Genomic DNA, 22073 nt, shown 5'->3' with positions numbered 1-22073 from the left:
AAGCGGAGAGACTGTTCATGGAGTGAGGAGAAGGAAGCCTCTCCATGGCCTCGCCCCGGGAACGACCGTAGCACTCAGGCGGGCAGCAGGTCGCGGAGATTCTCCGGGGTGAACACCCGCGAGCCGGGGGCGAGCCCCTCGGGCCGCTCCAGACCGACGAACGTCACCGGCACCTCCGGCACGGTCCGGCCGTCCCACAGGGTCGTCAGCGTCCCCGACTCCTCCATCAGCGCCACCAGATGGCGGACCGTCAGATGACGGCGACCCATCAGGGCCCGCATCACGGCCGTGATCGTCACCCGGTGCCCCTCGACCCGGTTCGCCGAGGGCGCGCCCCTCAGATACAGGTGCAGCCAGTGCGCGTGCCACCTCCCCTCGGCGTCCCGCCGGAAGGCGAGCGGCAGCGCCACCCGGCCGGCGCCGCGCAGATCCGACTTCATCCGCACGGTGCGCGGCTCGAAGGGGCGTCCCCGCTGCTCGCCCTCGCGGAGCATGAACCCGAAGAAACCCTCCGCGACCTCGTCGAAGCCCTCACCCGAGTAGACGTGCACCTGCGGGACGACGTACGTGCCGCGCACCGCGCCGAGCCGCAGGTCGATGAACTCCGACGCCCCGTCGGGCGCGTCGGTGACATCGCCCGAGTGCCGGCCCTCGACGTCGGTCAGCGCCGTGTACGACAGCCAGGTCACCGTCGCGTACTCCTCGTCCAGGACCAGCGCCGACAGGTCCAGGTCCGTGGAGCGCCGCGCCTGCCGCCAGTACGTGAAGAAGCGCAGCAGCTCCCCTTCCACGGGCGAGACCGATCCGCGCGGCAGCACGCCGAGCCCCGCCGACGCGGCGCGGCCGCTCAGCGGCAGTGCCACGTCCAGCACGTCGGGGTCGATCAGCAGGCGTCCGGGAGACGGGAGGCGGCGCCGGGTCTCGGCGTCGAGGACCGCCATGACCCGCTCGCGGTCGGCGTCCTCCAGCGCCGGACGCGTGTCCTCGGCGACCCAGCCCCTGGCGTCCCGGTTCACGAACACCCGGGGCACCCCCGAGCTGCCGCCCGCGCGGTTGCGGACGTGCTCGCGGACCGACAGGACGACCCGGCCCGACACCCGGGGCGCGGCCCGTTCGACGGCCGCGAGGACCGCCCCCCGCTCCTTGTCGCCGTGTGCCGAGCGCAGCAGCCGGTCCAGGGCGCGGAACAGCCGCCCCGGGGCGTGGTCGGCGAGCAGCTCCGCCGCCCCGGCTACCTCGCCGCGGACCAGCAGCTCCTCCACCCGGCTGTCGAAGGACGGCACCCGCCGCTCGCCGCGGGCCACCGCGAACACCTCGGCGGCGTGCGGCCAGTGCGGGTACTCGTGAGGGTGCAGCCGCTCCCCGAGACGCTTCCACGCCTCCCCGTGGGCGGACACGTCCGACAGCTTCGCGGGGGAGGCGGCCACGAGGGCGTCGAGCCCCGCGAGCAGGGCCCGGCGGTGCCGGCGCGGCAGCGCACGGAACCGGGTCGGGGCGCGCAGGGTGACGTCCCCGCCCGTGAGGGCGCAGGCCAGCCGCAGGACATCGGTCACGGTGTCGAGGAGCGGGGCGGCGCCCCGCCGCAGCCGGGCCCGGTTGACGACCGCGCGGATCTCCCGGACCGGCATCGCCTCGGGCTGCGGGCCGTCGGCGCAGTGCTCGGCGAGCAGGGCCAGATCGCCGAGGTGCTCCTCGCCGAGCGGTGTGGTGCTGCCGGCCAGGGCCAGGTAGAGCGCGCCGGCCTCGGTGTCCGCGTCGGCGCCGAGGTGCAGCACCGTCAGCCGGTCGCCGGCCGCCGCGATCAGCTCGTCGTGGACGGCGAGCATGTCCTCGTAGCCGTGCCGGTAGCGGCCGTACGACGGGAGGGTCAGCAGGTCGAGGACCCCGGCGCGGAGCCCGTCGACCGTACGCGCGCGGGAGTCGTCGTCGGCGAGGGCCTCGGCCACGCACTGCCGCCAGAAGTCCAGGGTGTCCGGCACGTTGGCCGGGAAGTCGATGAAGTAGACGTTGTGCCGGACGTGGTCGCCGACGATCTCGCGGACGGTCGCGAGGGTGCGGACGGCGGTCTCCGCGACCGAGGGTCCGGACAGCCGCGACAGGTGCCCGACCAGCTCTCCCGACAGCTTGAACCCGACGCTCATCAGGGCCGCGTCGAACCGGTGGGCGAGCGCGGCCCCGTCCCCGGCCGGTCCGGCGGGGGCGGGAAGACGGCGGGTGTGCTGGACGACCAGACGTTCGAGAGCGTGGACCATGGGGGAATGCTCGCAGTCGGCGGAGCCCCGCCGCACATGGATTTACCGGCCGTGGCCGCGCGCCGGTCGTGCCGCGCGTGGTGCCCACGAGGCCGGCAGGCCGTCGGCCGGGCGGTCCCCGTGCGGCCGGTCAGCCGACGGCCGCGGCCCGGCCGGGGCCGCCCCTGCGCGACGCCAGCAGCATCCGCTGGAGCTCCCGGGCGGCCCTCGGGGGCGCGACGTCGCTGCGGTGGGCGAGGGCGATCGTCCGCCGCAGGCCCGGCCGGGCGAGGGCGGTCACCCGGAGGTCGCGGCCCGCCCGCGACGCCACCATCGCGGGGACGACCGCGAGCCCCAGCCCGGCCCGTACGAACCCGAGGACCGCGTCCAGCTCGCCGCCCTCGACGGTGAACGTCGGCTCGAAGCCCTCGGCCCGGCAGGCCGCCACGGTGAGTTCCCTCAGGTCGTAGCCGTGCCGGAACATCACGAGCGGCTGCTCGCGGAGGTCGGTGATCCGCACCGGGCGGCGCGGCGCCGGGGCCGAGGCGGAGGAGACCACCACGAGGTCCTCCCGGAGCAGCTCCACCGTCGTCAGCGCCGGCGACGGACTCGGCAGCGGCAGCACGACCAGGGCCAGGTCGAGGGCCCCGCGGGCCAGCTCCCGCACCAGGTCGTGCGAGCCGCCCTCCTCGATGAGCAGCTCGATCCCCGGGTGCAGGTCGTGGAAGGCGCGGAGCACGTCCGGCAGCAGGCCCGTGCAGAGGCTCGGGGTCGCGCCGAGCCGCACCCGGCCCCGCTTCAGCTGGGCCAGTTCCTGGACCTCGATCCGGGCGGTCTCGGTGTCGGCGAGGATCCGGCGCGCGAGCGGCAGCAGGGCCTCGCCGGCGTCGGTGAGCGTGATGTTCCCCCGGGCGCGGCTGAAGAGCTCGGCGCCCAGCTCCTGCTCCAGGGCCTTGATCTGCTGGGAGAGCGAGGGCTGCGACACGTGGACGCGCTCGGCGGCCCGGGTGAAGTGCCGGGTCTCGGCGACGGCGACGAAGTAGAGGAGCTGCTGGAACTGCATGGGCACCAGGGTAGGACAGGTTCATAGGGCAGGCCTATCGAGATCAGCCGGACCATGTCTTGGACCTCTCGGGCCCTTAGGCCCTAGCGTCGTGGGCATGGCTCTGGCACCCACGAGGGACCGGACGACGGGCCGCCCGCCGTCCCCCACACCGCACCGCGGCTTCCTGTCGTCGACCCTCGGCAAGAAGACGGTCATGGCAGTCAGCGGGCTGATCATGCTCGGCTATCTCGTCGCCCACGTCGCCGGCAACCTGAAGGTCTTCTTCGGCCCCGAGGAGTTCAACGGCTACGCCCACTGGCTGCGGGTCCTGGGCGCCCCCGTCCTGCACCACGAGTGGGCCCTCTGGCTCGTCCGGATCGTGCTCCTCGCCGCCGTCGGGGCCCACGCGGTCTCCGCGTACCAGCTCAGCCGCCGCGACGTGCGGGCCCGGCCCACCGCCTACGTGCACCGGCGCAGGCGCTCCTCGTACGCGACCCGCACCATGCGCTGGGGCGGGATCATCCTCGCCCTCTTCATCGTCTGGCACATCCTCGACCTGACCACCGGCACCGTGCACCCCGGCGGCTTCGAGGACGGCAAGCCCTACCAGAACGTGATCGACACCTTCTCCACCTGGTACGGCAACGTCGTCTACATCGTCGCCATGCTCGCCGTGGGCCTCCACGTCCGGCACGGCTTCTGGAGCGCCGCCCAGACCCTCGGCGTCGGCAGCGCCCGCCGCGAGCGCCTCCTGCGGGGCCTCGCCGACACCCTCGCGATCGTCCTGACCGCGGGATTCGTCTCCGTCCCCGTCGGCGTCATGACCGGAGTGGTGAGCTGATCCATGAACCCCACCGAATTCGCGGACTACACCGTCGGCGAGCCGATCACCGACACCAAGGCCCCCGCGGGACCCGTCGCCGAGCGCTGGGACACCCGCCGCTTCGAGGCGAAGCTGGTCAACCCCGCCAACCGGCGCAAGCACCGCGTCATCGTCGTCGGCACCGGCCTGGCGGGCGGCTCGGCCGGCGCCACCCTCGCCGAACAGGGCTACCACGTCGTCCAGTTCTGCTTCCAGGACTCCCCCCGGCGGGCGCACTCCATCGCCGCCCAGGGCGGCATCAACGCGGCGAAGAACTACCGCAACGACGGCGACTCGATCCACCGGCTCTTCTACGACACCGTCAAGGGCGGCGACTTCCGCGCCCGCGAGTCCAACGTCCACCGACTCGCCCAGATCTCGGTCGAGATCATCGACCAGTGCGTCGCCCAGGGCGTCCCCTTCGCCCGCGAGTACGGCGGGCTCCTCGACACCCGCTCCTTCGGCGGCGTCCAGGTCTCCCGCACCTTCTACGCCCGCGGCCAGACCGGCCAGCAGCTCCTGCTCGGCGCCTACCAGGCGCTGTCCCGGCAGATCGCCGCGGGGAACGTCGAGATGCACGCCCGCACCGAGATGCTCGACCTGGTCGTCGTCGAGGGGAGGGCCCGCGGGATCGTCGCCCGCGACCTGGTCACCGGGGAGATCTCCACGCACTACGCCGACGCGGTGGTCCTGGCCAGCGGCGGCTACGGCAACGTCTTCTACCTGTCGACGAACGCGATGAACTCCAACGCCACCGCCGTCTGGCGGGCCCACCGGCGCGGCGCGTACTTCGCCAACCCCTGCTTCACCCAGATCCACCCCACCTGCATCCCGCGCACCGGTGACCACCAGTCCAAGCTGACCCTGATGAGCGAGTCCCTCCGCAACGACGGCCGCATCTGGGTCCCCAGGGCCAAGGGCGACACCCGGGCCGCGGCGGACATCCCCGAGGACGAGCGGGACTACTACCTGGAGCGGATCTACCCCTCCTTCGGCAACCTCGTCCCCCGGGACATCGCCTCCCGCGCCGCGAAGAACGTCTGCGACGAGGGCCGCGGCGTCGGACCCGGCGGGCAGGGCGTCTACCTCGACTTCGCCGACGCGATCCGCCGCATGGGGCGGGCCGCCGTCGAGGAGAAGTACGGCAACCTCTTCGACATGTACGCGCGGATCACCGCCGAGAACCCGTACGAGGTCCCCATGCGGATCTACCCCGCCGTCCACTACACGATGGGCGGACTCTGGGTCGACTACGACCTCCAGACCACCGTGCCCGGGCTCTTCGCCGTCGGCGAGGCCAACTTCTCCGACCACGGGGCCAACCGGCTCGGCGCCTCCGCCCTCATGCAGGGCCTCGCCGACGGCTACTTCGTCCTCCCCGCCACCATCAACGACTACCTCGCCCGGCACCCGCACGCGGAGCCCGTCACCGACGACCACCCGGCCGTCCGGGAGGTGCTCGCCGAGACGGAGGACCGGCTGAACCTCCTCCTCGCGGTCGGCGGCGACCGCACCCCCGACTCCTTCCACCGGGAGCTCGGTGAACTCATGTGGGAGTACTGCGGGATGGCCCGGACTGAGGAGGGGCTGCGCACCGCCCTCGCCCGGATCCCGGAGATCCGCCAGGAGTTCTGGAGCCGGATCAGGGTCCCCGGCACCGGCCGGGAGTTCAACCAGTCGCTGGAGAAGGCGAACCGCATCGTCGACTACCTGGAACTCGCCGAGCTGATGTGCCTCGACGCGCTCCACCGCGCCGAGTCCTGCGGCGGCCACTTCCGCGAGGAGTCCCAGACGCCGGACGGCGAGGCCGCCCGCGACGACGAGCGCTTCGCCTACGCGGCGGCCTGGGAGTTCGGCGGCACCGGCACCGCCCCCGTCCTCCACAAGGAGGACCTGACCTTCGAGTACGTCCACCCCACCCAGCGGAGCTACGCATGAGGCTCACCCTGCGCGTCTGGCGCCAGCGGAACGCCGACACCCCCGGCGCGATGTCCACCTACGACGTGGACGGGATCTCCGCCGACATGTCGTTCCTGGAGATGCTCGACACCCTCAACGAGGACCTCATCCTGCGCGGCGATGACCCCGTGGCCTTCGACCACGACTGCCGCGAGGGGATCTGCGGCGCGTGCAGCCTCGTCATCAACGGCGACGCGCACGGGCCGGAGCGGACCACGACCTGCCAGCTCCACATGCGGTCGTTCGACGACGGCGACACGATCGACGTCGAGCCCTGGCGGGCCGCCGCCTTCCCCGTCGTCAAGGACCTGGTCGTCGACCGGTCCGCCTTCGACCGCGTCATCCAGGCCGGCGGGTACGTCTCCGTCCCCACCGGAGCGGCCCCCGAGGCGCACGCGACCCCCGTTCCCAAGGCGGCCGCGGACTCCGCCTTCGAGCACGCCGAGTGCATCGGCTGCGGCGCGTGCGTGGCGGCCTGCCCCAACGGCTCGGCGATGCTCTTCACCTCCGCCAAGGTCAATCACCTCAACGTGCTGCCCCAGGGCGCCCCGGAACGCGAGACCCGGGTCCTCGACATGGTGGCCCAGATGGACGCCGAGGGCTTCGGCGGCTGCACCCTGACGGGGGAGTGCGCGACGGCCTGTCCCAAGGGGATCCCACTGCCGTCGATCGCCGCCATGAACAGGGAGTGGCTGCGGGCGCAGCGCAAGGCGGGCCGCGGCTGACGCCGGACGACCGGCCTTGGCTGAGGCCGGACGACGGGCCGCGGCTGAGGCCGGATCAGGCCAGTCTCCTGGCGTGGGCTCCGCCACACGAAGCACCCCGAGACGAAAGATCCTTCACGAGAACATCACTTTCTCCGTAGGATCTTCTCTCCGGGGTGCTTTCGACTGCCCGGACGGCAAGATCAACTCTGTTCAATCCTGTATATAATGTGACAAGTTGGCTACTTCCTGGCCAACCCTCCGGCCGCGATTTCCGCCGCGCCGCCACCCCCGGGTACTGATGTGGGCTGCCGGGGGCATATGACCAAACCCCCGGTCGCACAGACCATTTGGGGGTTCCATGTCCAGCATCACCCGCCGCCGGGCTCTCGGCGTCGCGGCCGGCGCCGCAGGTGCGGCCGCCGGCCTCGCCCTGGCCGGCTCCGCGCTCGCCGACACTCCCCGGGACGCCGCTCCCGCGGCCGGACCGGCTCCGGCGCCCTTCGACGAGGTCTACCAGGGCCGTCGCATCAAGGGCGGGCCCGCGCACGGGGGCGGCCACCACGGGGGACATCACGGAGGCGGCTACACCGTGACGATCGACGGCGAGGAACTGCACGTCATGCAGAACGCCGACGGCACCTGGATCAGCGTGATCAACCACTACGAGCCCGTCGCCACGCCCAAGTCGCTGGCCCGCGCGGCCGTCCGCGAACTCCAGGGCGCCCCGCTCGTACCCCTCACCCTCGGCTGACCGATCCAGGAGCGACACCCGTCATGACCGTACGCAAGAACCAGGCCGCCCTCACCGCCGACGAGAAGCGACGCTTCGTCGCCGCCCTCCTGGAGCTCAAGCGCTCCGGACGGTACGACACCTTCGTCACCACCCACAACGCCTTCATCATGAGCGACACCGACAACGGCGACCGCGTCGGCCACCGCTCGCCGTCCTTCCTGCCCTGGCACCGGCGCTTCCTCATCGAGTTCGAACAGGCCCTCCAGGCCGTCGACCCGACCGTCGCCCTGCCCTACTGGGACTGGACGGCCGACCGCACCGCCCGCTCCTCGCTCTGGGCGCCCGACTTCCTCGGCGGCACCGGACGCGCCCGCGACGGCCAGGTGACCGACGGCCCGTTCGCCCGGCTCGGCAACCGCTGGACGATCAGCGTCCGCGTCGACGGCCGCGACTACCTCCGGCGCGACCTCGGGGCGGGCGGGCGCCAGCTCCCCACCCGTGCCGAGGTGGACTCCGTCCTCGCCATGGAGACCTACGACACGGCCCCGTGGAACAGCTCCTCGGACGGCTTCCGCAACCACCTCGAAGGGTGGCGCGGAGTGAACCTCCACAACCGCGTCCACGTCTGGGTCGGCGGCCAGATGGGCACCGGGGTCTCCCCGAACGACCCGGTGTTCTGGCTCCACCACGCCTTCATCGACAAGCTGTGGGCCGACTGGCAGGCCCGTCACCCCCGGTCCCCGTACCTCCCGGCCGCGGGCACCCCGAACGTCGTCGACCTCGGCGACACCATGCGCCCGTGGAACGACGTCACCCCGGCGGACATGCTGGACCACACCCGCCACTACACCTTCGACACGGCGGCCTGACCCGCGGCCGCGGGCCCGCCGGACTCAGTCCCGTCCGGCGGACCCCAGCGCCCGGAGCAGATACGGCGCGGTGCGGCTCTGTGCCGCCCGCGCCACCCGGTCCGGCGGCCCCTCGGCCACGATCCGGCCGCCCTCGTCCCCGCCGCCCGGACCGAGGTCGACCACCCAGTCCGCGGCGGCCACCACATCCATGTCGTGCTCGACGACCACCACCGAGTGGCCCGCGTCCACCAGCCCGTGGAGCTGGCGCATCAGCACCTCGACGTCGGCCGGGTGCAGCCCCGTGGTCGGCTCGTCCAGGACGTACAGGGTGGGGGAGCGGTGCGGCCGCTGCAGCTCGGACGCGAGCTTGATCCGCTGCGCCTCGCCCCCGGACAGCTCCGTCGCGGGCTGCCCTAGCCGCAGATAGCCGAGGCCCACGTCGAGCAGGGCGCGCAGGCTCCGCGCGGCGGCGGGCGCGGCCTCGAAGAACTCCGCGGCGGCCTCCACGGTCAGGTCGAGGACCTCGGCGATGGTCAGGCCCCGCAGCCGCACCCGGAGCGTCTCGGGGTTGTAGCGGGCGCCGTGGCAGTCGGGGCACGGCGCGTACGTACTCGGCAGGAACAGCAGCTCGACGGAGACGAACCCCTCTCCCTGACAGGTCTCGCACCGGCCCCCCGGAACGTTGAAGGAGAACCGGCCCGCCCGGTAACCGCGGGCCCGCGCCTCCTCCGTCTCGGTGAACAGCCGCCGCACCACGTCGAACAGACCCGTGTACGTGGCCAGGTTGGAGCGCGGGGTGCGGCCGATCGGCCGCTGGTCCACCGTCACCAGCCGCCCCACCCCGGAGACCTCCTCCGTCAGCGCGCCGACCAGGGTCGACTTGCCCGAGCCGGACACCCCGGTGACCGCGGTCAGCACCCCGACCGGGAACGCCGCGTCGACCTCCCGGAGGTTGTGCCGGGTCACCGGCCCCGTCCGCAGCCAGCCGGCGGGTGCGCGGACCTCCCGCAGGGGCCCGGGCTCCCGGTCGAAGAGGAAGCGGCGGGTCGCGGACTCCCCGACCGTCGCGAGCCCGGCCGGCGGACCACTGTGCAGGACCCGTCCCCCGTGCACCCCGGCGAGCGGCCCGACGTCCACGAGCCAGTCCGCGTGCCGGATCACGTCGAGGTGGTGCTCCACGACGAACACGGAGTTGCCCGCCGCCTTGAGCCGGTCGAGCACGACGAGCAGCGCCTCCGTGTCGGCCGGGTGCAGTCCCGCGGAGGGCTCGTCCAGCACGTACACCACGCCGAAGAGCCCCGAGCGCAGCTGGGTGGCGAGCCGAAGCCGCTGGAGCTCCCCACTGGAGAGGGTGGGAGTGGCCCGGTCCAGACTGAGGTAGCCGAGGCCGAGTTCGGTCACGGTCGCGATCCTGGCGACGAGGTCACCGGTCAGGACGCGCGCGGTCTCGCCCACTCCGGCCGCCGGTGCGGAGAGGAGAGCGGACAGGGCGGTGAGCGGGAGCGCCGCCAGATCGGCGATGCTCCGGCCCGCGAACGTGACCGCCAGCGCCTCCGGACGCAGCCGCCCGCCGCCGCACACGGGGCAGGCTGCGCTGGTCAGGAACCGCTCCGCCTTCGCCCGCAGGGTCGCGCTCTTCGAGTCGGCGAAGGTCCGCAGCACGTACCGTCGGGCACTCGTGTACGTACCCTGGTAGGGGCGTTGAATGCGGTCGGCGTCCCGGACCGGATGGACGGTCACGACCGGCTGCTCGTCCGTGAAGAGGATCCACTCGCGGTCCTTCGCGTCCAGCTCCCGCCACGGCCGGTCGACGTCGTGACCCAGGGCGTCGAGGACGTCCCGCAGGTTCTTCCCCTGCCAGGCGCCCGGCCAGGCGGCGACGGCGCCCTGACGGATCGACAGCTCCGGATCGGGGACCAGGAGCTCCTCGCTCGTGTCGTGGACCCGGCCGAGACCGTGGCACGAGGGGCAGGCGCCCGCCGCCGTGTTGGGGGAGAAGGCGTCGGAGTCGAGCCGCTCGGCGCCCTCCGGATAACGGCCCGCGCGGGAGAACAGCATGCGGAGCGAGTTGGAGAGGGTGGTGACCGTCCCGACGGAGGACCGGGCGTTCGGCGAGGACCGGCGCTGCTCCAGCGAGACCGCCGGCGGAAGCCCGGTGATCTCGCCCACCGCGGGCGCCCCCACCTGGTGGATCAGCCGCCGCGCGTACGGCGCGACCGACTCGAAGTAGCGCCGCTGGGCCTCGGCGTAGAGGGTGCCGAAGGCGAGGGACGACTTCCCGGAGCCCGAGACCCCGGTGAACGCGACGAGCGCGTCACGGGGGATGTCGACGTCCACCCCCGCGAGGTTGTGCTCACGGGCACCGCGGACGCGGACGTACGGATCATGGCGGCTTTCGGGCATGACGTGATGGTATCTCCGGGTTCGTCCACGACCCGGTCGGGACCGCACGGGGCCGGTGCGACACGACCGTGGTGGGCAGGGGGCGGCGTGCGTCAGGGACCGGGGCGCGTCGGGCGGTGCGTCACGTGGTGGCCGACGACGCCCCGGCCGTCAGGCCGACCGCCGCCGCGAGCCCGCGGTACGACCCGCTCAGCGCGGCCCGGTCGTACGTACTCGTGGTGACCAGGACCTCCTGCGCCCCGGTCTCCCGCACCGCCTCCGCCAGCGCCGCGGCCACCTGCTCCGCCGTGCCGTGCACATGGCCGGTCAGCCCCGACTCGTAGAGGCCCCGCTGCCTCTCCGTCATCGTGAGCCCGTCGATCGCCTCGGGCGCGAGGAGCGGCGGGAAGGCGCCCAGGGTCCGCGCGTGGGCGAGCGACCAGGCCTCCGGCATCAGGAGGCGGCGGGCCTCCGCCTCGGTGCCGGCCACCGCGACCGTCCCGGCGATCACCACGTACGGCTCGGCGGACCACGGCGAGGGGCGGAAGGCGGAGCGGTACGTCTCGACGGCGGCGAGCAGCCGGTCGCGGCCGCGGAGGTCCCCTATGACCAGCGGCAGCCCGGTGGCCGCGGCGAGGGACGCGCCCTCGCCGGTCGCCAGCACGAAGGGCGGCACCCGCAGCCCCTCGGCGGGCCGGGCGTGCACCTGAGGGTGGGCGGACTGTTCGCCCGTGAACCAGCCGAGCAGCTCGACGAGCTGCTCCCCGAACCGGTCGGCGTCCTCCTTGTCCCGTCCGAGCGCGCGCCGGATGCCGTCGGTGAAGCCGACCGAGCGGCCGACGCCCATGTCGATCCGGCCGGGGAAGAGGGACTCCAGCACGCCGAACTGCTCCGCCACGACCAGGGGCTGGTGGTTGGGGAGCATCACCCCGCCCGTGCCGACGCGGATGCGGGACGTGGCGGAGGCCACGGCGGCCGCGAGGACGGTCGGCGCGGAACCGGCCACGCCGGGCACGCTGTGGTGCTCCGACACCCAGAAGCGGTGGTAGCCCAGGGCCTCGGCCTCCCGGGCGAGGGCCACCGTGTCACGCAGCGCCTGGGAGGCGTCCTCGCCCTCCCGGGTGCGGGAGCGGTCGAGGACGGAGAAGCGGACGCCGCCGGGAAAGGTGCTCACAGGGGGTTCAACGTCCTGGTCCGGGAGGGATTCCCGGAGCGCGGCCCCGGCCCGCCGAACCGGGCTCCGCGACACCCGCGTGATCGGCGGGACACCCCTAGGCTGGGCCGTGTGACAGCGGACAACCTCCGGCCTCTGGCCGTCTTCGACCTCGACAACACGCTGGCCGCCACGGCCCACCGTCAGCACTTCCTGGAACGGCGTCCCAAGGACTGGGACGCCTTCTTCGCGGCGGCGCCCGACGACCCGCCGCTCGACGAGGGGGTCGCGCTGTGCCGGGAGGCAGCCGAGGAGTGCGACGTCGTGTACCTGACCGGGCGCCCGGAGCGCTGCCGCCGGGACACCCTGGCCTGGCTGGCCGCACAGGGCCTCCCGGAGGGGCCGGTCCACATGCGCCGCCACCGGGACTTCCGGCCGGCCCGGGTGACGAAGGTGGAGACCCTCCGCCGGCTCGCGGCCGACCGCGCGGTCAGGATGCTCGTCGACGACGACCTGCTGGTCTGCGACGCCGCCGAGGCGGCCGGCTTCCCGGTCGTCCGCGCCGGGTGGGCGACCCCGTCGGAGGAGCTGAGGGACGCCCAGGAGAAGGAGGGCCGTACCTGACGGCGGCGGCCGGCTCCCGGCGCCCGGACCCCGAGGGCGAGGGGGCGCTGCCGGCCCCCGGCCCCGACGGGCGCCGGCGGCCCGGCCGGGCGCTCGTGATCCGGCGGCGCGGGGCGCGCTCCGGCTCGACTCGCGGGGGTCTCCGCTTCCGTGCAGGGTGGATGGAGTCGGAACCCTAAGGAGAGGCCGCCATGGGAGACCACGTTTACCGCGTCACGGAGATCGTCGGATCGTCCTCGGAGGGCGTGGACACCGCCATCCGCAACGGCATCACCCGGGCCTGCGAAACGCTGCGCTCGGTCGACTGGTTCGAGGTCACGGAGATCCGCGGTCACGTCGAGGACGGCCAGGTCGCCCACTTCCAGGTGGGCATGAAGGTCGGCTTCCGGCTGGAGGAGCCGGGCGCCTAGGACCGATCTGCCCGCCATCCACCTCCACCGACCTGCCGGCCCACCCGGCCCGCGCCGATGGCCGACGCGGGCCGCGCACGGCGGGCCGGCGCCGGCCCGGGCCCCCGCGTCGACGCGCGCGGCTGGCGGCCGGAGCGGACGTCCGCTCCGGCCGCCGGTCGCGCCGCCCCTTCTCAGAGCATCAGCAGCAGCCGGGTGTTCGGCACCAGCTTCCGGTTCACGCTGGTGCTCTGTACGAAGATCGTGAAGTCGTCGTTGTGGTCGGGCCGGACGCGGGCCTCCGCGTCCGGCAGGCCGAGCAGGGCGCGTGCCTCGGGCCCGGTGTACACCCGGTCCGTCTTCTTCTCCAGGACGGCGATCCGCTTCTTCGCCTGCACCTTCTCCGACTTGCTCAGCTGGTAGAAGGCGCCCCCGGTCCGGTAGGTGTGGCCGGACTCGACGACCCACTCGCGGATCGCCGCGTCACGGGCCACCGGGATCAGGCGGTAGTCGGACGGGTCCACGGCGGCGAGGCCGGCCGCCTTCACCGTCTCCGGGTTCACCGCGTCCGCCCCGGTCGAGAACACCGCGCGCGATCCCCGGATGCCCTTGGTGCGGCCCACCATGAACTTCTCTGTGGCCTCCTGGATGACCTGCCCGGCCTCTTCGAGGCCCTGGGTGCTGGTGGCGTCCCAGACGGCGACGTTGTCCTTCGGGAAGCCGCTCTGGACCGCCTCTCGCTTGCCCACCTGGTCCGGCACCAGGACGGCCAGCGTCCAGTTGTCCTCCTGCGTCTCGATCATCCGGGTCACCGCCTGGACGAGGCCGCGCGCGTCCTTCGAGGGCGCGTCGGGGCAGCGGTGGCTGGCGTTCTCCTGGCCGTCGGTGAGGACGAAGGTGAGGAAGCTGTGGTCGCCGTAGAGCTGGGCCGTCTGCGCGAGCTCCCGCTGCGACTTCAGCGCGGCCGCCAGCAGGGCCGTCATGCCGCCGACCCGGTAGAGCTGCTTCAGCGAGGGCATCCGCAGGACGTCCTTGTCGTAGATGACGCACTCCACCGTGTCGGCGAAGACGTACACCGTGACGCGGGTCTCCTGGTCCAGCTCCCGGGACCGGCGGGCGAGGTAGGCGATCTGCTGGTCGGCGACGTCGACCACCTTGCGGCTCAGGTGCGACATGGACGAGCTGGCATCCAGTACGAGAGCGACGTGGTTGATGTAGTTCTGGCTTCCGGACATGGCAACTCCCCCTGGTTCGCGGGCCTTCCGACCCGATGCCTCTACGTTCCCACCCACCACTGACAATCGATCACCTGTTCGCGTGCGGGAGGGCGGGTCTCGTCCCGCCGGTCGCCGGGGGATTCCGGGCGGTGCGGCCCGAGAGGTTCGGCCAAAGGTGACCGACGGGTAATTACCGCCGGTAACGGAACAGATGGTGCGTCTGAGGCGCGGGACGGGATGGTCAAGGACTTGACCATCCCGTTGGTCCAGACCAGAATCCAGGCCACATACCCGCGCGAACACCCCGTTCGGTCCCCCCATGTCGGGTCAGCCCCCCATGCCGCACGACCCTGTGCTGAACCGCAGAAGGTGACCTACGTGAAGAACCGCCATCTGGCCTGCCCCCTGGCAGCCGCCACTGCGCTCGCCCTCGCCGGCTGCGGGATGCTCCCGGGCGGCGGCGGGACGAAGACCGTCGACATCTGGCTCATGCGGAACAGCGTCAGCGAGGACTTCCTCAACCGCTTCACCGAGGCGTACGAGGAGGAGCACGACGGCGTCGAGCTCAGGGTCACCATCCAGGACTGGACCGGCATCGGGAAGAAGGTCACCGAGGCCATCCAGGGGCCCGGCGGCCCCGACGTCATCGAGGTCGGCAACACCCAGGTCGCCCAGTACGCCGACACCGAGAGGCTCTTCGACCTCACCCTGGAGTCGGTCCGCGACCTCGGCAGCGAGGACTGGCTCCCCGGCCTCGCCGAGCCCGGCAGCATCGGCGGCGCGCAGTACGGCATCCCCTGGTACGCGGCGAACCGCATCGTCATCTACAACAAGGACCTGTTCGCCGACGCCGGCATCGACAAGCCGCCGGCCACCCGCGAGCAGTGGCTCACCGACACCGAGAAGCTCAACAGCAAGGGCTCCCAGGGCATCTACCTGGCCGGCCAGGACTGGTACACCCTCGCCGGATTCGTCTGGGACGAGGGCGGCGAACTCGCCGTCGACAAGGGCGGCGAGTGGGCCGGCGCGCTCGACACCCCGGCGGCCCGGCGCGGCATGGCCTACTACAAGGAGCTCCAGTCCCTCGGCTCCGGACCCAAGGACGCCGACGAGCAGAACCCGCCGCAGACCGACGTCTTCGCCAAGGGCGACGTCGCCCAGCTCATCGCCGCGCCCAGCGCCGTCGCCGCGATCGTCCAGGCCAACCCGGCCCTCAAGGACAAGCTCGGCTACTTCCCCATACCCGGGAAGGCGGAGGACCGGCCCTGCGCCGTCTTCACCGGCGGCTCCGACCTCATCATCCCCAAGAACGCGCCCCAGCGCGGCGCCGCCCTCGACGTCGTCAAGGCGCTCGCCGGCGAGAAGTGGCAGACCGACCTCGCCCGCACCATGGGCTACGTGCCCAACAAGAAGAGCCTCGCCTCCGTGGTCGCCGGCCAGGAGGCCACCGCCGTCATGGCCCGGGCCGCCGCCCGCGGCCGTGCCACCCCCAACTCCCCGCAGTGGGCCGACGTCGAGGCCGACAACCCCATCAAGCCCTACATGACGGCCGTCCTCCAGGGCGAGGACCCCCTGAAGGCCGCCCAGACCGCCTCGGCCGAGATCACGGACACCCTCGCCGAATAGCATTCAGCGCCTCCACACCCGCGGGCCCCCGGCCTGTCACGTCGAATCCAGCCGCTCACGGAAGAAACGAGGAGCCGGACCACCGCTCACCGGTCCGGCGCCGTCCTTTCCCCTTCCGTACGCCGGAGGAGTCCGACATGGCCGCACCGACCCCCGCGCTCGCCGTCCCCGCCCCGCCGCACGCCGTCCCCGACCGGCCCCACGGCGAGCGGCCCGCGCCCCGGCGCCCCGCCGAGCAGACCGCGCGCCGGGCGCCGGGCGCGGACCCCCGCTACCAGGTGGGCCTCGCCCGGGACCAGCAGGACGTCCGGGCCGCCCAGCGACTGCGCCACCAGGTGTTCGCCGGCGAACTCGGCGCCCGGCTCGACGGCCCCGAACCCGGCCTCGACGCCGACGCCTTCGACGCGTACTGCGACCACCTCCTCGTCCGGGAGGAGACCACCGGCGAGGTCGTCGGCACCTACCGCATCCTGCCGCCCGGCCGGGCCGCGATCGCCGGGCGCCTCTACTCCGAGAGCGAGTTCGACCTCGGCCGGCTCGCCCCCATCCGGCACGACCTGGTCGAGGTCGGGCGCTCCTGCGTCCACCCCGCCCACCGCAACGGCGCCGTCATCGCCCTCATCTGGGCCGGACTCGCCCGCTACATGACCGACACCGGCCACAACTGGCTCGCCGGCTGCTGCTCCCTCCCGCTCGCCGACGGCGGCGCCCTCGCCGCCGCCACCTGGGACACGGTCAGGACCAAGCACCTCGCCCCCGAGGAGTACTGGGTCACCCCGCACAAGCTCTGGAGCCCCGACGGCGTCACCCGCCCCGAGGGCCGCACCGAACTGCCGCCGCTGCTCCGCGGCTACCTCCGGCTGGGCGCCCAGGTCTGCGGCGCCCCGGCGCACGACCCGGAGTTCGGCACCGCCGACCTCTTCGTCCTGCTCTCGCTGCGCCGGACGCACCCGCGCTACCTCGACCACTTCCTCTCGCTCGTCCCGGCACGGTGACCGGGACCGCGGCCGCCTCGCCGTGGCTCCCCACGGCGCCCTGCACCCCGGGCCGGTGCGCGGCCCATCCCGCGTCCGGCCCCGGCGGCGCCGGGACCGCCGGGGCCGGGCCCGTCCGGTCCGCGCTCCGGCTGGTCGCCGGGCTCGGCGCGGTCCTCCTCGGCCTCCTCCTCGCCGCGCCTGCCGCCCTGCTCCCGGCCGCCGCCCGGCTCGCCCTGGTCCGCCTCTGGACGAGGGCGACGGTCCGCGCCTTAGGCGTCCGCGTCCGCTACGAGGGAGCGCCGGCCCCGGCCACCGGGCCGCTCCTCGTCGTCGCCAACCACATCTCCTGGCTCGACATCCCGCTGCTCGCCGCCCTCCTGCCCGGCCGGGCGGTCGCCAAGGCGGAGGTCCGCCGCTGGCCGGTGCTCGGCACGCTCGCCGCGCTCGGCGGCACCCTCTTCATCGACCGGGACGGCCTGATGGCCCTGCCCGGCACCGTGCGGTCCCTGGCCGGGGTGCTCGCGGCCGGCGGCCGGGTGCTGGTCTTCCCCGAGGGGTCGACCTGGTGCGGACGGGAACGCGGCCGGTTCCGCCCGGCCGCGTTCCAGGCCGCCCTCGACACCGGCTGCGCCGTGCAGCCGGTACGGATCGACTACCGGCCCACCGACGCGGCGGCCTACGTCGGGGCCGACCCGCTCGGCTCCTCGCTGTGGCGGGTGGTCTCCACCCGCCGGCTCACCGCCGTCGTCCGCCTCGGCGAGCCCCTGACCGCGGCCCTCCACCGGGACCGGCGCGCCCTGGCGGCCGCCGCTCAGCGTGCGGTGGCGAGGGACAGCGCGAACCGGCCCGCACTGTCGGTCCACCAGCGGTCGAGCTCCAGGTCCGCCTCCGCGAGCTCGGCCCGCACCCCGGCCTGACGGAACTTCGCGGACACCTCCGTCCGCATCTCCTCGCCCGCCGCGAACGGCACCGCGAGATCCAGCTCCGGGATCTTCACGGTCAGCGCGCGGCGGGCCCGCAGCCGCATCTCGATCCACTCCCGCTCGTCGTCCCACACCGCCACGTGCGCGAACGCGTCCGGGTCGAAGTCCGCCCCCAGCTCCCGGTCGATCACCGCGAGGACGTTCTTGTTGAAGGCCGCCGTCACCCCGGCCGGGTCGTCGTACGCGGCCACGAGCGTCGCCTCGTCCTTCACCAGGTCCGTGCCGAGCAGCAGCGCGTCGCCCGGCGTGAGCATCGCCCGCACGGAGCGCAGGAAGGTCCGCCGCTCCCCGGGCAGCAGATTGCCGATGGTGCCGCCGAGGAAGGCCACCAGGCGCGGACCGGGCGTCCCGGGCAGCGCCAGCCCCCGGGTGAAGTCGGCCACGAGTGCGTGCACGTGCAGCTCGGGCCGCTCGTCGAGCAGCGACTCCGCCGCGCCCGTCAGCGCGGACTCGCTCACGTCCACCGGAACGTAGGCGTCGAGCCCCGGCAGCAGCGCGTCGATGAGGAACCGGGTCTTCTCCGAGGAGCCGGAACCCAGCTCCACCAGGGTTCTGGCCCCGGTCGCGGCGGCGATGTCCGGCGCGCGCTCCTTCAGGATCTCCCGCTCGGCCCGGGTCGGGTAGTACTCGGGAAGCCGGGTGATCTCCTCGAACAGCTCGCTGCCCCGGGCGTCGTAGAACCACTTGGGCGGCAGTTCCTTGGGCGAGCGGTTGAGCCCCTGGAGGACGTCGGCGCGGAGATCGGCGCCGGCGGCGTCCGGGGCGAGGGTGCGGGTCAGCTGGAACGGGCTCACGCGGAGGGCTCCTTGAGCGGGGTGAGGGTGACGTCGGCACGGGTGGCGGTCACGAGCGTGCGCCCGGGGACCTCCCGCCAGCGCGGATCGTCGTCGTACGGTTCGGAGGCCACGACCACCCGGTCGGGGCCGGTCAGGTACCAGAGGCTGTTCTCCCAGGCGGTCGCGGTGATCCGCGCCCCGTCGGTCAGCAGCAGGGTGAGACCGGAGCCGGGGGCCGCCGCGGCGACCTCCCGCACCGTGTCGGCGAGGGCGTCCGCCGGGGCGTCCCCGGACCGCAGCCGGTGCAGCACCAGCGCCCAGACCAGCGCCGAGTCCGTCCGGGCCTCCAGTCCGAGCAGCTCCCCGGCCGGGAGGGCCGCGGCGAGCGGCGCCAGCGAGCCCGGCCAGCCCCGGACGGCGCCGTTGTGGCTGAACAGCCAGGGCCCGGCGGCGAACGGCGCGGCGGCCGCCTCCCCGTCCGCGCCCGGGAGCGTCGCCCCCCGGACCGCGGCGAGCAGGGCACCGGAGCGCACCACCCGGGCGAGGTCGGCGAAGGAGAGGTCGGCCCAGATCGGGCCGGAGCGCCGGTACCGGGCCGGGACGGGGTCCCCCTCGGCGTACCAGCCCACCCCGAAGCCGTCGGCGTTCACCGTGCCGCTCGTCTGGGACCGGGGCTCCCAGGACTGGCGCAGCAGGGCGTGCGCCGGCTCGACGAGCAGCTCTCCCAGGGCCGCCGGATCGCCCAGGAAGGCGATGTGGCGGCACATCAGTCGAGCTCCGCGCTGCGGGCCGTGCGGAAGCCGGCGAAGATCTGGCGGCGCACGGGCAGGTCCCAGTTGCGGAAGGTGCCCCGGCAGGCGACCGGGTCGACGGCGAAGGACCCGCCGCGCAGCACCTTGTGGTCCGGGCCGAAGAACACCTCCGAGTACTCCTTGTACGGGAACACGGTGAACCCCGGGTACGGCAGGAAGTCGCTCGCGGTCCACTCCCAGACGTCCCCGATCAGCTGCCGTACGCCGAGCGGCGAGGCGCCCTCCGGATAGCCGCCCGCGGCGGCGGGCCGCAGGTGCCGCTGGCCGAGGTTGGCGTGCTCGGGGCCGGGGTCGGAGTCGCCCCAGGGGTAGCGGCGCGAGCGGCCGGACGCCGGGTCGTACCGGGCGGCCTTCTCCCACTCGGCCTCCGTCGGCAGCCGCCGCCCCGCCCAGCGCGCGTAGGCGTCCGCCTCGTACCAGCTGACGTGCAGCACCGGCTCCTCGTCCGGGACGGGTTCGGTGACCCCGAACCGGCGGCGCAGCCACTGGGCGCCGTCCCGGCGCCAGAACAGCGGGGCCGCGATGTCGTGCTCCCTGATCTGCGCCCAGCCCTCGGGCCGCCACCAGCGCCGGTCGGTGTAGCCGCCGTCGGCCATGAAGGCCCGGTAGGCGCCGTTGGTGACCGGAACGGTGTCGATGTGGAAGGCGGGCACGACCCGGGTGTGCGCCGGCCGCTCGTTGTCCAGGGCCCACGGCTCCTCGGAGGTCCCCATGGTGAACGGGCCTCCGGGCACCAGGACTTCGGCGGGCAGCGGGCCGCCGCGCGGCGGGGGCGGCGGGGGAGCGGTCAGCGCCGCGGGCCCCTTCCGCAGCTGATGGGTGATCAGCATGGTCTCGTCGTGCTGCTGTTCGTGCTGGGCGACGAGGCCGAAGGCGAAGGCGGCGCGGAGCAGCGGACGCTCGTCGAACTCGGCGTGCTCCAGCACGTCGAGGACGCGCAGCCGCACGTCCGCCGCGTAGGTACGGGCCTCGCCCGGCGCGAGCAGCGGCAGGGTGGGGCGGGTCGACCGGGGGTGCTCGAAGGCGTCGTAGAGCGAGTCGATCTCGGGCCGCAGGGCCTCCTGCCGGGCCACGGCCCGCCACAGCCACAGCTCCTCCTGGTTCCCGATGTGCGCCAGGTCCCAGACCAGCGGCGACATCAAGGGGGAGTGCTGGGCGGTGAGTTCACCGTCCTCGACGCAGGACGTCAGCAGCGCGGTGCGGGCCCGCGCGGCGGTGAGTGCCTCCAGGGCGCGCCGGCGCAGCGCCTCGGGGTCCCGCTCGGTCCGGGTCTCCGTCATGACGCCACCACCTCCAGCTCGTCGGCCGGGCAGCTCCCGGGGACCACGTACCGCTCGTGGAAGGCGGCGACCGCCCGCCGCACCTCCTCGCTCGCCCCGATCCGGGGCAGCGCGTCGAGCGCCGCGGCGAACACCGCCAGGGCGGTGGCGTGCAGCTCCGGGTCGGCCAGGCCGTCGCGGGCCGCCGCCAGCCAGAGCGGGTTGCGCGGGGCGGGCGCGCCGTCGGCCCGCTCCGCGAGCGGCTTCACCGCCCGGTACACGGTCTCCGCCGCCTCCGGGTCCTCGAAGGCCGCGGTCGTCACGGCCACCGGCACCATCCACCCGTCCGTCCCCGGCTGCGCGTCGACCATCCGCAGCTCCAGGTGGCCGCGGGGCCGCACCGGCGGGAAGAGCGTCGTCATGTGGTAGCGCAGGTCGTCCGCGTCGGCCGGCCGGGGCCCGCCCGAGCGCAGCCAGTCACGGAAGGTCATCCCCTCCGGCACGTCCCAGGGACCCTCCTCGGCGCGTACGCACATCACCGGGGTGTCCAGGACGTGGGCGGCGTACTCGGCGCGGGGCTCCCCGTCCGGCGGGGGCGCGAGGGTCCGCAGGGGGTCGAGGTCCGCCCACAGCGCCTGCCGCGTCGAGCGCCAGCCGGTGGGACGGCCGCCGTGCAGCGGCGAGTTGGCGAAGGCCGCCACCAGCACCGCGCCGAGGAGATGGGCCAGCTGCCAGCGCCGGTGGTAGCCCAGCGGCCCCGGTTCCTCCAGGCCCGCGTCCAGGCAGATCTGCACGGAGGCCGAGTCGCACATCATGGCCCGCCCGGCGGGGCCGGTGCGGTCGAGCGCGGCCTCCATGGCGTCGTACCGCGGTTCGTGGAGCACCCGGCCGCGCGGCGAGTGCCAGGGGTCCACCCCGTATCCGCTGAGACCGAGGCCGAGCGGACCGAGCGCCGACCGGACCGCACGGAGGTCGGCCGCGAGGGAGTCGAGGCATTCCATGAGCGAACCGGCCGGGCGCGAGCTGAGCTCCAGCTGCCCGCCGGGTTCGAAGGTCAGGGACGACACCAGCGGCAGGGACCGCACGCTGTCGAGGGCGGTCGCGAGCCGCGGCGGCCGGACGGGTCGCCGGGGGTCGCGCAGCTCGTGCACCAGCCATTCCAGTTCCACCCCGACGGTGCGGGGCGGGCCGGTCTTGAAGCAGATACATCGCAGCAGTTCCTCCGCGTCCGCCTCCGCGAGGGGCGGGTCGCCGCGCCGTATGCCGCTGGACGACATCCGTACACCTCCAGTCGTCGGGCCGGTCGTCGGGACCGGCCCCGGGACGTTCTGCTTCCACCTAAAGCCACCGCCGAGCGGCGTGCAAGAGCGCCCCGGACCGGCCGGACGCGCCCCCCGCGCCCCCGTACGGCCGGAATCCGCCCGTGTGAGGGCCCGGCCGGAACCCGGCGGGGCCGCCGGAAAACCCGTTGTCCCGGCCGATCGGGA

General features: G+C 73.9%; 19 protein-coding genes. 10 read left to right on the top strand and 9 right to left on the bottom strand.

The annotated features are described in order from the left end of the window. Window positions 1–74 precede the first annotated feature (74 nt). Together ACF09E_RS09420 and ACF09E_RS09415 are read right to left on the bottom strand one after the other, a co-directional pair. The gene (locus tag ACF09E_RS09420; protein ID WP_392204606.1) at window positions 75–2252 is read right to left on the bottom strand and encodes a hypothetical protein; all 2178 of its coding nucleotides are present in this window, start codon (window positions 2250–2252) and stop codon (window positions 75–77) included. 130 nt (window positions 2253–2382) lie between these two features. Then, window positions 2383–3294, bottom strand: coding sequence for a LysR family transcriptional regulator (locus tag ACF09E_RS09415; protein WP_392204605.1), 912 nt, complete (start codon window positions 3292–3294; stop codon window positions 2383–2385). A 97-nt stretch (window positions 3295–3391) separates the two neighbouring features. On the opposite strand from ACF09E_RS09415, the gene ACF09E_RS09410 reads away from it, so the two are divergent. From ACF09E_RS09410 to ACF09E_RS09390, 5 genes are all read left to right on the top strand, one after another. Then, window positions 3392–4117 (top strand): succinate dehydrogenase, encoded by a 726-nt coding sequence (locus ACF09E_RS09410; protein ID WP_392204604.1) that lies wholly within the window; start codon window positions 3392–3394, stop codon window positions 4115–4117. 3 nt (window positions 4118–4120) lie between these two features. Further along, the gene (locus tag ACF09E_RS09405; protein WP_388795227.1) at window positions 4121–6076 is read left to right on the top strand and encodes a fumarate reductase/succinate dehydrogenase flavoprotein subunit; all 1956 of its coding nucleotides are present in this window, start codon (window positions 4121–4123) and stop codon (window positions 6074–6076) included. Then, a complete protein-coding gene (locus tag ACF09E_RS09400) occupies window positions 6073–6822 on the top strand; it encodes a succinate dehydrogenase/fumarate reductase iron-sulfur subunit (RefSeq protein WP_392204603.1) in 750 nt (249 codons plus the stop codon). The genes ACF09E_RS09405 and ACF09E_RS09400 overlap by 4 nt, the downstream gene beginning before the upstream one ends. A gap of 340 nt (window positions 6823–7162) precedes the next feature. Beyond that, window positions 7163–7555 carry a tyrosinase cofactor gene (locus ACF09E_RS09395; RefSeq protein WP_392204602.1) on the top strand — a complete coding sequence of 131 codons (393 nt, stop codon included), beginning with the start codon at window positions 7163–7165 and terminating at the stop codon, window positions 7553–7555. Between the two features lie 23 nt (window positions 7556–7578). Then, window positions 7579–8406 (top strand): tyrosinase family protein, encoded by an 828-nt coding sequence (locus tag ACF09E_RS09390; RefSeq protein ID WP_361858837.1) that lies wholly within the window; start codon window positions 7579–7581, stop codon window positions 8404–8406. A 24-nt stretch (window positions 8407–8430) separates the two neighbouring features. On the opposite strand, the gene ACF09E_RS09385 is transcribed toward ACF09E_RS09390, so the two are convergent. Then, entirely contained in the window at window positions 8431–10791 is a 2361-nt protein-coding gene (locus tag ACF09E_RS09385; RefSeq protein ID WP_392204601.1) for an ATP-binding cassette domain-containing protein, read from the bottom strand. A gap of 121 nt (window positions 10792–10912) precedes the next feature. Then, a complete protein-coding gene (locus ACF09E_RS09380) occupies window positions 10913–11944 on the bottom strand; it encodes an LLM class flavin-dependent oxidoreductase (protein WP_392204600.1) in 1032 nt (343 codons plus the stop codon). Window positions 11945–12055: 111 nt separating this feature from the next. Here ACF09E_RS09380 and ACF09E_RS09375 point away from each other — a divergent pair, with 111 nt between their 5' ends. After that, window positions 12056–12547, top strand: a complete 492-nt coding sequence (locus ACF09E_RS09375) for a hypothetical protein (protein WP_392204599.1) — start codon at window positions 12056–12058, stop codon at window positions 12545–12547. A 191-nt stretch (window positions 12548–12738) separates the two neighbouring features. Beyond that, window positions 12739–12957 (top strand): dodecin, encoded by a 219-nt coding sequence (locus ACF09E_RS09370; RefSeq protein ID WP_338491675.1) that lies wholly within the window; start codon window positions 12739–12741, stop codon window positions 12955–12957. A gap of 173 nt (window positions 12958–13130) precedes the next feature. Here the strand turns inward: ACF09E_RS09370 and ACF09E_RS09365 are convergent, their stop codons facing one another. Beyond that, on the bottom strand, window positions 13131–14171 hold the full coding sequence (locus tag ACF09E_RS09365; RefSeq protein WP_392204598.1) for a vWA domain-containing protein: 1041 nt from the start codon (window positions 14169–14171) through the stop codon (window positions 13131–13133). Between the two features lie 360 nt (window positions 14172–14531). Between ACF09E_RS09365 and ACF09E_RS09360 the strand changes: the two genes are divergently transcribed. The 3 genes from ACF09E_RS09360 to ACF09E_RS09350 all read left to right on the top strand — a co-directional run bounded on the left by ACF09E_RS09360 (window position 14532) and on the right by ACF09E_RS09350 (window position 17673). After that, window positions 14532–15779: an extracellular solute-binding protein gene (locus ACF09E_RS09360; protein WP_392204597.1), complete on the top strand. Its 1248-nt coding sequence runs from the start codon at window positions 14532–14534 to the stop codon at window positions 15777–15779. A 137-nt stretch (window positions 15780–15916) separates the two neighbouring features. After that, complete coding sequence (locus tag ACF09E_RS09355; RefSeq protein ID WP_392204596.1) at window positions 15917–16774, top strand: GNAT family N-acetyltransferase; 858 nt, start codon at window positions 15917–15919, stop codon at window positions 16772–16774. After that, window positions 16771–17673 (top strand): lysophospholipid acyltransferase family protein, encoded by a 903-nt coding sequence (locus tag ACF09E_RS09350; protein ID WP_392204595.1) that lies wholly within the window; start codon window positions 16771–16773, stop codon window positions 17671–17673. Before ACF09E_RS09355 ends, ACF09E_RS09350 begins: the two co-directional genes overlap by 4 nt. On the opposite strand, the gene egtD is transcribed toward ACF09E_RS09350, so the two are convergent. Genes egtD through egtA form a run of 4 tightly spaced genes read right to left on the bottom strand, consistent with a single transcriptional unit; the run spans window position 17568 to window position 21863 of the window. Continuing rightward, the gene (gene egtD / locus ACF09E_RS09345; RefSeq protein WP_392204594.1) at window positions 17568–18533 is read right to left on the bottom strand and encodes an L-histidine N(alpha)-methyltransferase; all 966 of its coding nucleotides are present in this window, start codon (window positions 18531–18533) and stop codon (window positions 17568–17570) included. The genes ACF09E_RS09350 and egtD overlap by 106 nt on opposite strands. Next, entirely contained in the window at window positions 18530–19282 is a 753-nt protein-coding gene (egtC, locus tag ACF09E_RS09340) for an ergothioneine biosynthesis protein EgtC (RefSeq protein ID WP_392204593.1), read from the bottom strand. Before egtC ends, egtD begins: the two co-directional genes overlap by 4 nt. Then, on the bottom strand, window positions 19282–20607 hold the full coding sequence (gene egtB, locus ACF09E_RS09335; RefSeq protein ID WP_392204592.1) for an ergothioneine biosynthesis protein EgtB: 1326 nt from the start codon (window positions 20605–20607) through the stop codon (window positions 19282–19284). Before egtB ends, egtC begins: the two co-directional genes overlap by 1 nt. Further along, on the bottom strand, window positions 20604–21863 hold the full coding sequence (gene egtA, locus ACF09E_RS09330; protein WP_392204591.1) for an ergothioneine biosynthesis glutamate--cysteine ligase EgtA: 1260 nt from the start codon (window positions 21861–21863) through the stop codon (window positions 20604–20606). Before egtA ends, egtB begins: the two co-directional genes overlap by 4 nt. Window positions 21864–22073: the final 210 nt, after the last annotated feature.

The sequence above is a fragment of the Streptomyces sp. NPDC014891 genome (genome assembly GCF_043081085.1).
Lineage (GTDB): Bacteria > Actinomycetota > Actinomycetes > Streptomycetales > Streptomycetaceae > Streptomyces.
Note: the sequence above shows the minus strand (reverse complement) of the source record. Positions and strands in the feature narration are given on the sequence as shown.

Excerpts from the sequence above, each read along its gene's own strand:
- ACF09E_RS09370 (WP_338491675.1), top strand. The coding sequence starts at position 12,739 with ATGGGAGACCACGTTTACCGCGTCACGGAGATCGTCGGATCGTCCTCG.
- ACF09E_RS09415 (WP_392204605.1), bottom strand. The coding sequence starts at position 3,294 with ATGCAGTTCCAGCAGCTCCTCTACTTCGTCGCCGTCGCCGAGACCCGG.
- egtC (WP_392204593.1), bottom strand. The coding sequence starts at position 19,282 with ATGTGCCGCCACATCGCCTTCCTGGGCGATCCGGCGGCCCTGGGAGAG.
- ACF09E_RS09355 (WP_392204596.1), top strand. The coding sequence starts at position 15,917 with ATGGCCGCACCGACCCCCGCGCTCGCCGTCCCCGCCCCGCCGCACGCC.
- ACF09E_RS09390 (WP_361858837.1), top strand. The coding sequence starts at position 7,579 with ATGACCGTACGCAAGAACCAGGCCGCCCTCACCGCCGACGAGAAGCGA.
- ACF09E_RS09420 (WP_392204606.1), bottom strand. The coding sequence starts at position 2,252 with ATGGTCCACGCTCTCGAACGTCTGGTCGTCCAGCACACCCGCCGTCTT.
- ACF09E_RS09395 (WP_392204602.1), top strand. The coding sequence starts at position 7,163 with ATGTCCAGCATCACCCGCCGCCGGGCTCTCGGCGTCGCGGCCGGCGCC.
- egtB (WP_392204592.1), bottom strand. The coding sequence starts at position 20,607 with ATGACGGAGACCCGGACCGAGCGGGACCCCGAGGCGCTGCGCCGGCGC.
- ACF09E_RS09410 (WP_392204604.1), top strand. The coding sequence starts at position 3,392 with ATGGCTCTGGCACCCACGAGGGACCGGACGACGGGCCGCCCGCCGTCC.
- ACF09E_RS09385 (WP_392204601.1), bottom strand. The coding sequence starts at position 10,791 with ATGCCCGAAAGCCGCCATGATCCGTACGTCCGCGTCCGCGGTGCCCGT.
- ACF09E_RS09365 (WP_392204598.1), bottom strand. The coding sequence starts at position 14,171 with ATGTCCGGAAGCCAGAACTACATCAACCACGTCGCTCTCGTACTGGAT.
- ACF09E_RS09405 (WP_388795227.1), top strand. The coding sequence starts at position 4,121 with ATGAACCCCACCGAATTCGCGGACTACACCGTCGGCGAGCCGATCACC.
- egtA (WP_392204591.1), bottom strand. The coding sequence starts at position 21,863 with ATGTCGTCCAGCGGCATACGGCGCGGCGACCCGCCCCTCGCGGAGGCG.
- ACF09E_RS09400 (WP_392204603.1), top strand. The coding sequence starts at position 6,073 with ATGAGGCTCACCCTGCGCGTCTGGCGCCAGCGGAACGCCGACACCCCC.